10 protein-coding genes are annotated in these 12236 nt (G+C 61.6%); 3 read left to right on the top strand and 7 right to left on the bottom strand.

The window, feature by feature from the left end; genetic code table 11:
* Positions 1-43: 43 nt before the first annotated feature.
* The gene (gene atzF / locus CE491_RS11260; RefSeq protein ID WP_110948459.1) at positions 44-1861 is read left to right on the top strand and encodes an allophanate hydrolase; all 1818 of its coding nucleotides are present in this window, start codon (positions 44-46) and stop codon (positions 1859-1861) included.
* A gap of 32 nt (positions 1862-1893) precedes the next feature.
* Complete coding sequence (locus CE491_RS11255; protein ID WP_110948424.1) at positions 1894-2607, top strand: GntR family transcriptional regulator; 714 nt, start codon at positions 1894-1896, stop codon at positions 2605-2607.
* Positions 2608-2659: 52 nt separating this feature from the next.
* Here the strand turns inward: CE491_RS11255 and CE491_RS11250 are convergent, their stop codons facing one another.
* Positions 2660-3787: an alkene reductase gene (locus tag CE491_RS11250; protein WP_110948423.1), complete on the bottom strand. Its 1128-nt coding sequence runs from the start codon at positions 3785-3787 to the stop codon at positions 2660-2662.
* 164 nt (positions 3788-3951) lie between these two features.
* Between CE491_RS11250 and CE491_RS11245 the strand changes: the two genes are divergently transcribed.
* Positions 3952-4881, top strand: coding sequence for a LysR family transcriptional regulator (locus tag CE491_RS11245; RefSeq protein ID WP_110948422.1), 930 nt, complete (start codon positions 3952-3954; stop codon positions 4879-4881).
* Between the two features lie 149 nt (positions 4882-5030).
* On the opposite strand, the gene CE491_RS11240 is transcribed toward CE491_RS11245, so the two are convergent.
* From CE491_RS11240 to CE491_RS11215, 6 genes are all read right to left on the bottom strand, one after another.
* Positions 5031-5912, bottom strand: a complete 882-nt coding sequence (locus CE491_RS11240) for an NAD(P)-dependent oxidoreductase (protein ID WP_267894484.1) — start codon at positions 5910-5912, stop codon at positions 5031-5033.
* Between the two features lie 72 nt (positions 5913-5984).
* Complete coding sequence (locus CE491_RS11235) at positions 5985-6836, bottom strand: ABC transporter ATP-binding protein (RefSeq protein ID WP_110948420.1); 852 nt, start codon at positions 6834-6836, stop codon at positions 5985-5987.
* Positions 6824-7627: an ABC transporter permease gene (locus CE491_RS11230; protein WP_110948419.1), complete on the bottom strand. Its 804-nt coding sequence runs from the start codon at positions 7625-7627 to the stop codon at positions 6824-6826. Before CE491_RS11230 ends, CE491_RS11235 begins: the two co-directional genes overlap by 13 nt.
* Before the next feature lie 14 nt (positions 7628-7641).
* The gene (locus CE491_RS11225; RefSeq protein ID WP_110948418.1) at positions 7642-8628 is read right to left on the bottom strand and encodes an ABC transporter substrate-binding protein; all 987 of its coding nucleotides are present in this window, start codon (positions 8626-8628) and stop codon (positions 7642-7644) included.
* Between the two features lie 380 nt (positions 8629-9008).
* A complete protein-coding gene (locus CE491_RS11220; RefSeq protein ID WP_110948417.1) occupies positions 9009-10679 on the bottom strand; it encodes a GMC family oxidoreductase in 1671 nt (556 codons plus the stop codon).
* Positions 10676-12088, bottom strand: coding sequence for a purine-cytosine permease family protein (locus CE491_RS11215; protein WP_110948416.1), 1413 nt, complete (start codon positions 12086-12088; stop codon positions 10676-10678). Before CE491_RS11215 ends, CE491_RS11220 begins: the two co-directional genes overlap by 4 nt.
* Positions 12089-12236: the final 148 nt, after the last annotated feature.

The following is a 12236-nucleotide window of genomic DNA, read 5'->3' as shown; positions in this document are numbered from 1 at the left end:
TGCTTGGAGTGAATCCAAACTTGGATACAAGATGGAATTCACCATGCACAGCGCCTCCAATCCCCTGTTCGGACTGACCGTTAATGAATGGCTCGTCGCCTATCAAAGCCGCGAACTGACGCCGCAAGCGCTGCTGGCGCTGCGCGATGCCTATCCCCAACCGGATAACGCCTGGATTTCCCTGGTTAGCCAAGCCCAACTCAACGTGCAGCTGGCACACCTGGCCAGCCGGCTCGAAGCGGCGAATGGCGATCTGAGCCAGCTGCCGCTGTACGGCGTGCCATTCGCGATCAAGGACAACATCGATGCGGCCGACTGGCCCACTACCGCTGCGTGCCCCGAGTTCGCCTATACCGCCAGCGACGACGCGACGGTGTTGGCTCGTTTGCGCGCGGCCGGTGCCATTCTCATGGGCAAGACCAACCTCGATCAGTTCGCCACTGGGTTGGTGGGGACGCGCTCACCTTATGGCGCGGTGCCCAACAGCATCAATCCGGACTACGTCGGTGGCGGGTCGAGCTCAGGCTCGGCGTCGGTGGTTTCCCGCGGGCTGGTGGCGTTCTCTCTGGGCACCGACACGGCGGGGTCCGGTCGCGTCCCCGCAGGCTTTAACAACATCGTCGGGCTGAAGCCGACCAAGGGGCGTCTGCCCAATACCGGGCTGGTCCCGGCGTGTCGCACCGTGGATTGCGTTTCGGTGTTCGCCTTGACCGTCGAGGACGCCGAGTGCGTTGCCGGTATCGCCGAAGGTTACGATGCGCGCGACGCCTATTCCCGGCGCAATCCCAATACTGCGCCGGTGGGTTTTGCCCAGGCGGTGAAACTGGCAGTGCCCGATACGCTGGAGTTCTTTGGCGATGTGCAGAACCAGACGGTTTATGAAGCGGCGCTGCTGACCCTCAGCAAGATGGGCGCCGAGATCACCCGAATCGACTTCACCCCGTTCAGGACCCTGGCCGAACAGTTGTATAACGGCCCCTGGGTCGCCGAGCGTACGGTGGCGCTGGAATCGATGCTCGAAAGCAACCCGGATGCGATCAACCCGGTGGTGCGAGGCATCGTCGAGAACGGGCGTGGTTACAGCGCTTGCGACGCTTACAAGGCCGAATACCTGCGGGCGACGCTGAGTCGCCAGATCAACGATGCACTGGCCGGGTTCGACGCGATGGTGGTGCCGACTTCAGCAACCCTTCGCACCCTCGCCGAGATGACCCAAGAGCCGGTGCTGTACAACTCGCAGTTCGGTTTCTACACCAACTTCACCAACCTGGCGGACCTCTCGGCCCTGGCGCTGCCGGCGGGGTGGCGCGCCGACGGATTGCCTGCGGGAATTACCTTGATCGCCCCGGCCTGGCATGACGCCGCATTGGCAAATTTTGGCAAGCGATGGCAAGCGCAACTGGGATTGACGATGGGTGCAACGGGACGTGCGTTGCCGGCGCCTCCTGCGGTGAAAGGTCAAGCGAAGGGCTGCGTGCGGGTTGCGGTTGTGGGTGCGCACCTGACCGGCATGCCGCTGAATGCCCAGCTGACCAGTCGTGATGCGGTTTTCGTCGAACAGACCCTGACCGAAGGCGACTATCGTCTGTATGCGCTGCCCGGCACCGTCCCACCTAAACCCGGACTGGCGAAGGCGCAATCCGGGCAGTCGATCATCGTCGAGTTGTGGGACATTCCGCTGGCGCGCTTTGGTGAATTCGTCGCTGAAATTCCCGCACCGCTGGGCATCGGCAACCTCAGGCTGATTGACGGACGCAGCGTCAAGGGCTTCATCTGCGAACCCTGGGCGCTCGACGATGCGCTGGACATCACCGCATTCGGCGGCTGGCGCGCTTACATCGCCAGCCTGAAAAAAGCCTGATCGGTCCCTGAATGTTTAGCCGGATAGAACGTATGCAGATCGCTCATTCGAAAAAGCCCAAGGATCGCCCGGACAACATGGTCGAGCGCATTTATCAGCAGCTCAAGGACGACATCTTCGAGTTCCGCCTGCTGCCCGGCGATCGGTTCAGTGAAAACGAGGTGGCCGAGCGGGTGGCGGCCAGCCGTACGCCAGTGCGTCAGGCGTTGTACCGGCTGGAGCGCGAAGGCTATCTGGAGGTGTATTTCCGCAGCGGATGGCGGGTGAGGGCGTTCGATTTCAATTATTTCGAAGAGCTCTACGACGTGCGCATCGTTCTGGAGAGCGCTGCCGTGGCGCGACTGGGGTCGCTGGATCTGGTCGGTAATGCGGTCATCGACGAGTTGAAAACGTCCTGGCTGATTGCCGAAACGGAGCGGCTGCAGGACGCGGCGCAGGTGTCAGCCCTGGATGAGCGTTTTCATTGTGCGCTGGTGGAGGCGGCCGGCAACGGCGAAATGGCCCGCATGCACTTGGGCATCACCGAAAAAATCCGCATCATCCGCCGCCTGGATTTCACCCAGGCCCCACGTATCGACGCGACCTATGCCGAGCATGGGCAGATTCTCAACGCCATTGTTCAACGCCGCACGGAACAGGCCCAGCAGTTGTTGAAAAGCCATATCGAGATCAGCAAGAAAGAAGTGCGCAAGATCACCCTGCACATGCTCTATATGGCACGACAGCAAAATCAGGCTGCGCGGTGAAGCCGATGCCACCGCATGCTCGGAATGTGCTGCCGGGGCCCGGCCGCTGGTCTCAGGCCGATTCGTAAGGCGTGTAATCCACGTACCCTTTTCCATCGCCCCCGTAATAGGTGTCGCGGTCAGGGATGGTCAGGGGCCAACCGTTTTTCAGGCGGGCGACCAGGTCGGGGTTGGCGATGAACGGTTGGCCGAAGGCGGCGAGGTCGATCAGGCCGGCATCTACCAGATCCTGGGCGCGTTCCAGGGTCATGTCTCCGGCAAGTATCAGCGCGGTCTGGCCCAACTCGGCCTTGCACTGCTTGAGCAGCGAACGCAGCGCTTCCTCTTGAGCGTCCGAACCTGCGGCGGCGAGGAAGAAATGGGTCTGGTCCATGACGTGGACGTAGGCGATGCCCCGTTGGCTCATGCCCGCGCACAACGCCGAATAGGTCTCGTCGATTTCAGGGTATATCGGCATATCGAACAACTGCCCGTAAGGCGAAATGCGAATACCGACTTTGTCGGCGCCGATTCGCGCGGTCACCGCGTCCACAACTTCGAAGACGAAGCGCAGGCGGTCTTCCAGGTTCCGTGCCGAGTAGCGGTCGGTGCGGTCGTTGACCAGCGGGTTGAGGAACTGCTCGATCAGATAGCCGTTGGCGCCATGGATTTCCACACCATCGAAGCCTGCCGCAATGGCGTTCTCGGCCGCCTGGGCGAAGTCTTCCACCACACGGCCCACTTCTTCGGTGGTCAACGGACGCGGGGTCGACGTTGCCACGAAGCCAGGCTGGCCGCTTTCGTCGTAACCAAAGGCGACGGCGCCTTGAGCCGGTTTGTTGGTGGAGCTGACGGGCGCCTTGCCGTCGATCTGGATCGAGGTGTGGGACACCCGGCCTACGTGCCACAGCTGCGCGAACATCCTGCCGCCGACGCTGCGCACCGAGTCGGTCACCAGCTTCCAGCCCTTGATTTGTTCGGCGGTGAAGATCCCCGGATTGAACAGATACCCCTGGCCCTCGCGGGAAATCGGCGTGCCTTCGGAAACGATCAAGCCCGCCGTGCCGCGCTGGGTGTAATGCAGGGCTATCTGTTCGGTGGCGATATCGACTGGCGCGCGGGAGCGGGTCATCGGGGCCATGACGAAGCGGTTGCTCAGCCTCAGGCCTTTGAGCTCGTAGCGCTCGAATAGATTGATCATCGAAAAGTCTCGTGTGCGGAAGGCAGGTCCCGTTGCGCTCGATTGCGTCAGCGGCAAAGCCATCGTGAAAGATGCAGCGATGGTAGGAGCTTGCTGAAGCAGCCACAATGCACCGCATTAGCAAAAGACCATTGCGATTTCAGCAATCAAGACGAGGCATTTTGATGCACCTCAAGGCCCACAGATTCTTCGCCATGGTCGCAGTGACCGGTAGCTTCTCCGCGACGGCGCGGCATTTTCAGGTTCCGGCATCGTCGGTTTCGCGCTTTATCGCAGCCCTGGAACGCGAGGTTGGACAGCAGCTGCTGTATCGCAATACCCGCGCTGTGAAACTGACAGAGGCTGGCGAGCGTTACTATCTGCAAATCCGCGAAGTACTCGAGTTGCTGGATGCCGCGGACGAGGAAGTCACCGGCAAGGGCGCGGAGATCCGTGGACTGGTGCGAATCAACGCGCCGGTCGCCCTGGGCCATCTGCACATCGTCAATCTGTTGAACGGGCTGTACGAGCAATACCCGGGATTGACGGTCGAGCTGACCGTCACCGATGCCTATATCGATCCGGTCCAGGAGGGCGCCGACATCACCTTCCGCGTCGGGCACATGGAGGATTCGGGGCTGATCGGTCGCAAGCTTTGTGACCAGCAGCATGTGCTCTGCGCAAGCCCCGCATATTTGCAAAAGTATGGCGAGCCGACCACCCCGCAGGATCTGCACAACCACTGTTGCCTGGTCTACAAAGGCTCGGGCGGGGCCCAGCGCTGGCATTTCCGCCATCCGCAGACCGGCACGCTGGAAATCATCGACGTCAATGGACCTCTGCGCAGCAACAACGCTCAGGTGTTGGTGGAGGCGACGCTGGCTGGGCGAGGGATTGTGCTGTTCCCTGCATGGCTGTTCAGCAAGGCCAGTTTTGCCCAACACAAACTGGTCAGGCTGATGCCGGAGTGGGGCGGTTCGGTGGAGCAGGTGCAGAGCCAGATCTACCTGCTGTCACCGGAGAACCGCCTGCGTTCGCAGAAGACCAGAGCGGTGTGGGATTACTTTATCGAGGCAATCGGTTCGCCGCCGTATTGGGATGATCTGGAGAGTTAGCTGGGCGACATGTCCACAATTCACGCAGACCTGTTCGCTGCTGTCGTCGCCTCCGACGTCTTCCACACAGTCTGCACAGGGTTAGCGTCAGGCTGAAGATGCGCGACCGACAGCAAACCTTTGCCAGCTCGGAGGTCGGGCCGCCCCGATCATCTCGGGTTGCGCCTTTCTTCCACCTCGGCCAACACCGCCAGATCCATCTCGCCCTGGCCGCGTTCGACCGCGTCCTGCAGGTTGGCGCGGACCCGTTCGGCGGTGGGCATTTCTATTGAAACCTGACTGGCCGCCGCGAGTACCAGCTCGACATCCTTGAGACCCAACACCGCCTTGAACGCTGCCGGTTCGTAACGGCGTTCGCCGATCAAACCGCCGTAACCCGCATACACCGGGCCGGGGAAGATGGTGTTCGACATCAGGTCCACCAGATCCTTCGACGCCAGACCGTGACGGGTGACCAGCACCGCCGCTTCGCTCACCGCCTGCACTGCCGAGACGATAAGAAAGTTGGCCGCCAGCTTCATCGCGTTGGCCGCCGACGCCTTGCTGCCCAGCGGCCAGGTCGTGCGACCGATCAGATCGAACAATGGCTGCACCTTGCCGAGCGCCTGCTCGGGGCCGGCCGCCAGAATGTTCAACTGAGCTGCTGCCGCGACATTCGGTCGACCCAACACCGGTGCGGCAATGTACTCCACACCCTGGGCCTCGTGCAGATCGGCCAGTTCATCGGCGAAGGCCACCGAAATGGTCGCCATGTTGACGTGGATCAGCGGCGCCTTGAGCTGCTTCAACAGCCCGGAATCCACCACTACCGAACGCAACGCCTTGTCATCGGCGAGCATGCTGAACACTACGTCGGCGGCGAACGCCTGTGCTGGCTCTGAAACCGCTTTGGCGCCGAGTTCGACCAACGGCTCAGCGGCTTGAGGCGAGCGATTCCAGACCAACAGTTCGTGCCCACCTTTCAACAGATTGGCCGCAATGGCCTGCCCCATGTTGCCAAGACCCAGGAAACCGATTTTCATCCGATGTATCTCCGGTAAGCAGTGAGGAGGTGATGTGCGCAGTTACGCACTCTAGCACCCTCATTGGCGCTCACCGAACCCTCAGTCGGCGTGATCGTCCGGCCCGTCGTGCAGCTGATGAAAGATATTGCGCTTCATGCGAATGAATTCCGGGTCCATGACCATGTCCAGGTTGCGCGGGCGGCCGATGGGCACGTCGAGCACTTCCTTGATCCGCCCGGGGCGTGCGCCCATGACGAAGATGCGGTCGCCCAGCAGGATCGCCTCGTCGATGTCGTGGGTCACGAACAGCACGGTTTTCTTGCTGTGTTCCCAGACCTTGAGCAGCAGCTGCTGCATCTGCAAACGGGTCTGGCTGTCCAGTGCGCCGAAGGGCTCGTCCATCAGCAGAATCTGCGGGTCGTTGGCCAGCGCCCGGGCAATCGCCACGCGCTGCATCATCCCGCCGGAGAGCTGCTTGGAGTAATTGTCGGCAAAGCGTCGCAGGCCGACTTCGTTAAGGTAGAACTCGACGATTTCCTTGCGCTCGGCGGCGGGCATGCCACGACGCTTGAGACCGAATTCGATGTTCTTGCGCACGGTCAGCCAGGGGAACAGCGTGTAGCCCTGAAATACCATGCCGCGATCGGCACCGGGCCCATCGACTTGCTGACCGCCAACGTAGATATCGCCCGAGGTTGGCTCGGCCAGGCCCGCGGTGAGGTACAGCAGGCTGGACTTGCCGCAACCCGAAGGGCCGACCAGCACCGCGAATTGCTGGTCGGGCACTTCGAAAGAAACCTTGTCCAGCGCGGTGAACGTGCCACCCGACGGAGTCTTGTATTGCAGGGTGACGTTGTCGACGCGCAGACGCGGTGTGGCTGTCGCAGCGACAGGCGTCATCGCCGGAGCTGTCCGTAGCGGGGTTGGGGAGCTTGCGTTTACTGAGCCCATGCGGCCACCTTCAAGCGGAGGAATCTGAAAAGTTGATCGGTGATCAGGCCCAGCAGGCCGATGACGGCGATCGCCAGAAAAATCACATCGACCTGAAAGCCACGCATGGCCTTCAGACTCAGGTAGCCCAGGCCGCTGGAGGCCGCGACCAACTCGGCCACCACCAGATAGGTCCAGGCCCAGCCCATGGTCACGCGCAGGGTGTCGAGCACGCCGGGCAACGAGGCTGGCGCGATGACGTGCAGCACCGCGTCGCGGCGCGTGGAGCCCAGGGTGTACGAGGCATTGATCAGGTCCTTGGAAATGCCCTTGGACACGTCGGCGATCATTACCAGTTGCTGGAAGAACACGCCGAAGATGATGATCGACACTCGCTGCTCCAGACCGATGCCGATCCACAGGATGAACAGCGGCACGAACGAGGTGACCGGCAAATAACGGATGAAGTTGACCAGCGGCTCGAGGAATGCCTGGACTACCCGGAAGCTGCCCATCATCAAGCCGATCGGCACCGCGACCACCGAAGAGATCACGAAGCCGACCATCACCACTTCCACACTGGCCCACACATGCGGGCCGAGGGTGCCGTCACGGGCCAGGCGCATTGCGGCATCGAACACCGCACCCGGCGTCGGCAAAAACATCGCCGGCACCACGCCGCCATAAGAGAGCGAGGCCCACAGACCGATCAACAACACCCACGCCAGGCCGCTGGCGCTCCAGATCACCTGCGCCGGCAGACTGGTCTTGGGCGTGAGGCAGCGGTTCAGCCACGAATTGCGCTTGGACATGACGTGCTCCTGATTTATTTCGGGCTGATGAAGCGGTTGTCGATCAGGTCGCTGTAGCTCACGTTGTATGGCTTGCCCTGCAACTCGCTGGCAGTTTCGTTGGCCAGCTTGATCACGGCCGCCGCATCGCCGGTGCTGCCGTTGCTGCCTAGCAGTTTTTCGCTCATGGCCTGGTCGTAGAAACGCACGCCCTTGGCCGCGGATTCCAGCTCGGCCGGGTCAGCGAGATAACCACCCACGCCCTTGGCCATGATCGCATAGGCTTCCTTCGGATGATCCTGGGTGTACTGCACGGCCTTGTAGAGACCTGCGACCAGTGCCTTGACGTCAGCCTGTTGCTTGTCGACTACATCGCAGCTCAGGGCCACCACATCGACGATCACACCGGGTGTCGAGCTGCTGTCGACCAGCACCTTGCCTTGCTGCTTGTTGCGCACGGTTGTCAGGTGCGGTTCCCAGGTCACGGCAGCCGGCACGCGGCCGGCGATGAAGGCGGTGGCGGCGTCGTCAGCGGTCATGTTCTGGATGGTCAGGTCGCTCATCTTCATGCCGGCGTTCTTCAGCAGATAGTTGAGCCAGAACTGCGAGACCGACCCCTCGTTGACGGCCACGGATTTGCCTTTGAGGTCCTGCAGGCTGTTGACGTCCTTGCCCACCAGCACGCCGTCGCCGCCATAACTTTCATCCAGCGCCGCGACGGCCTTGAAGCAGAATTGCGGGCGGTATTTGAGGATTTCATCGAGGGTCGAGGCCGAACCGGACAACTTGCCCGAGGCTTGGGCGGCCATGTACATCGAGGCTTCTTCGATGGTCGGCAACTCGACGGTCAGGCCCTGGTCCTTGAAGTAGCCCAGGTCTTTGGCCAGATACAGGGTGCCGTAGCCCACCCAGGTGGTGTGACCGATGGACAGCGTGCCGGCCTGGGCCCCGCTGGCAACGCCGGCAGCGATTGCAGTCAGGGCCAGCGGACGCACGCAGCGCGATACGAAAGACTTGATCATGGAGCACTCCCGGAATGGTGGTTTTTTAATTCGAATATTTCTCGGGGCAGTGGGGCTAGACGCCAAAAACAAAACCGCTCGTGGCCTCTGACGGACCTTTTGCCTCTGTGGGGCGAAGTGATGTTGGCCGATGTCGGGGGATAGGAAAATTAGTAAATATGTGGTCCCTGATGAGGAAAAAACTGGGGTGGGAAACGGGGGCTAAAACGTGTTCGAAGCTGGGGCGCGGACAATAAAAACGCCGCTTCCCGGTGCAGAAAAGCGGCGTTTCATAGGTCAGCGGTGTTGCACTTACCCTGGAGCAGTCCGGCTTGCTGGCGGCTGCGATCCCGAATCCACCACCGGCGGTGAGGCAGATTCATCTGTGGGAGTGAGGGTGCTCACGAAAGCTGACTTTCAGGTGCTGAAGGTGCAGCGAGTTGACCGGCCTGTTCGCGAGCACGCTCGCTCCCAGGGGTGAATGCATGAGCCCGCAAAATCATGTCAGCCGCCTTCTCGCCAATCATGATGCACGGCGCGTTGGTGTTGCCGCTGATCAGGGTCGGCATGATCGAGGCGTCGACCACACGCAGGCCCTGTATGCCATGCACCGTCAGATCAGCCCCGACCACGCTCATGGCATCGACGCCCATCTTGCAGGTGCCCACCGGGTGGAACACCGTGGCGGCGTATTCGCGCACGTAGGCCATCAGTTGTTCGTCGGTCTGCACCTCGGCGCCGGGGAGCATTTCCTTGCCACGAATGCCATCGAACTGCTGGTCGGCGAGAATCCTGCGCGCCAGTTTCAGGCCCTCCACCAGCACCTTGGCGTCTTGCGGGTCGGAGAGGAAATTGAAGTCGATGACAGGCTTACCGTCGCGATCCAGACGGAGCTCGCCGATGCTTTTGGGCCGCAGCACGCAGGTGTGCACCGCATAGCCGTGACCCCATTCGAACAGACGTCCGCGATGGCTGCGGTAGCCCGGCACGAAATGAAACTGCACGTCGGGCAGCGCATCTGCCAACGGTGTACGCGCAAAGCCGCCAGCCTCGACATAGTTGGTGGTCAGCCAGCCCTTTTTGCCGAACAGATAACGCAAAGGCGACAGCACGATGCTCGGCAACGAGCCCAGTGAGAAGCCCAGGGTCAACGGGCTTTTCGAGCGAATGGTGATCAGCCCGTCGAGGTGGTCCTGCAGATTCTTGCCAACGCCGGGCAGGTCATGCTCGACCTTGATGCCGGCGTTTTTCAGCTCCTGCTCAGGACCGATACCCGACGCCAGCAGCAGGCTCGGGCTGCCCAATGACCCCGCCGAAAGAATCACCTCGTGCCGCGCACTCAAGGCCATCGCTTGACCGTCCGAAACCACTCTGACGCCCTTGGCCACACGTTCTTCCAGGATCAGCGATTGCACTGAACAATCGGTGATCACGGTGAGATTGGGGCGGTCCAGAACGGGCGCGACAAAGGCGCGATAACTCGACAGTCGTTTGGCATCCTTTTGCGTCAAGTTGTAGATCCCACAGCCCTCGAGCTGCTCGCCGTTGAAATCATCGTTGGTGCGGATGCCGATGCGCTGTGCGGCTTTGACGAACAGCTTCGACACCGGATTGGGATCGCGCGCCGCTTCGACGTTCAGCTCACCGGTCGTGCCATGCAGACGCGGGTCCTGGCCAAGCCGGTTGTTCTCGGACTTCTTGAAGTACGGCAGCACGCTGTTCCAGTCCCAGCCAGCGCAGCCGGCCTGCGCCCAGCGGTCGTAGTCGCTGGCGTGGCCGCGAATGTAGATCATGCTGTTCATCGAGCTGGAGCCGCCCAGCGCCTTGCCACGCGGGGTGTGCAGCGAGCGGCCGTTGAGGTTCTTCTGCGGCGCCGAGAAGAAATTCCAGCTGTACTTCCTGCTTTTGTACAGCGTGATGGTCCCGGCGGGCGTCTGGATGCGCAGGCTGTTATCATGACTGCCGGCTTCGATCAGGCAGACGCTGACAGCAGGGTCGGCGCTCAGACGATTCGCCAGCACGCAGCCTGAAGAGCCGGCACCGACGATGATGTAGTCGTAATCGGTTTTCATGCGTTTCTCCCCAGAGTGCCCAGCGCTTGCTTGTGGCCGCGGATGCGGTTGCGGCGACGGCTGGCCAGGTAGTAAACCGGCGAGATCACCACCAGGCCGACGATCCACGACACGTCCGCGCCGCCCATGGCTTTGGCGATGACGCCGGTGTACAGCTCGGTGGCCATGAACGGGATCTGCACCAGAATGCCCAGCACGTAGCAGCCCACCGCTGTCCAGTTGAAATAGCCATAGATCCCGCCGTCGCGACGGAAAAACGAGGCTACGTCGTAGCTGCCGTGGGCGACCAGGTAATAGTCCACCAGGTTGATCGCAGTCCACGGCACCAGCACGTACAACAGCAACAGAATGAAGTTGGTGTAGTTGGCCATGAAGTCGTCCTGCCCCAGCAATGCCAGCGCCAGCGAAATCGAGAACAGCACCAGCGCGGTGATCGCGCGGGAGAGGGCGCCGGCTGACCATTTCGGCACCAGCGTCTGGCCGACTGTGATCGCCGAAAGGGTGCCGCAATACAGGTTCATCGCGTTGGTGGCGGCGATGCCGATGGAGAACACGGCGACCACCAGGGTGGCGATGCTGCCGGTCATTTCGATCAGCCCGGCAATGATGTCGCCTTCGACACTCAGGCCGACGATCACCCCCAGCGCCATCGGCAGGATCGAACCCAGGCAGCAACCCCAGTAGCTTGACCAGAACGCCGCCTTGCCGCCGGTATCCGCCGGCATGTAGCGCGAGTAGTCGGAGACATAGGGCGCATACGCCAGTTGCCACAGCGCAGCGATCGACAGCGTTCCCAGAAAGCCGGCGAGGTTGGTTTCGTTACGCTGCAAAAAGTCCGCGGGCAGGCCATGCACGGCAACGATCCAGACGAAGCACAGCAGCAGAATCGCACCGGACAGGTACGACATCACGCGGGTGTAGGCGTGGATCAGGCGATAGCCGAACACCGTCGCCACCACACTGATCAGCCCCACCAGCACGATGCCCTGGTTGGTGCTGAACAGCGGATATTGGCTGTGCAGCGACTGCCCGCCGAGCACCAGATTGGAGGCGAAGAAGCCCAGGTACATGACCACCACCAGCGCGACCACCAGCAGCGAGCCGTAGGAGCCGAACTGCCCCCGGGTCTGGACCATCTGCGGCACGCCCAGTTGCGGGCCCTGCGCCGAATGCAGGGCCATGAAGATCCCGCCGATCAGGTTACCGAGGATCAGTGCGATCATTGCGCTCATGAACGGCAGCTTGAACACTGTCACCGCCAGGGCGCCGGTGACCACGGTCAGCAACATGATGTTGGAGCCGAACCAGATGGTGAACAGGTCGCGAGCGCGGCCATGGCGCTGGTCGAGGGCGATCGGCTGGATGGTGCTCAGCTCGAGGGTTGCCGCTCTGGAGTCGTTGTTATTCATGCTTGATTACTCACGTAGCGCCCTGGCAAGAATGCCGAGGCATGAATTTTTCTGCGGGGAAAATCGTGGCTGACCCAACCTCGACACTGCCGCCTGGGCGTGCTGCAGGTTCACGTTTCAGGTTCACGTTTCAAGGGCATGCTCAAGT

This window comes from Pseudomonas bohemica, assembly GCF_002934685.1.
Taxonomy (GTDB): Bacteria; Pseudomonadota; Gammaproteobacteria; order Pseudomonadales; family Pseudomonadaceae; genus Aquipseudomonas; species Aquipseudomonas bohemica.
The sequence above is the reverse complement of the archived record's forward strand: the minus strand, read 5'-3'. Positions and strand labels throughout refer to the sequence as shown.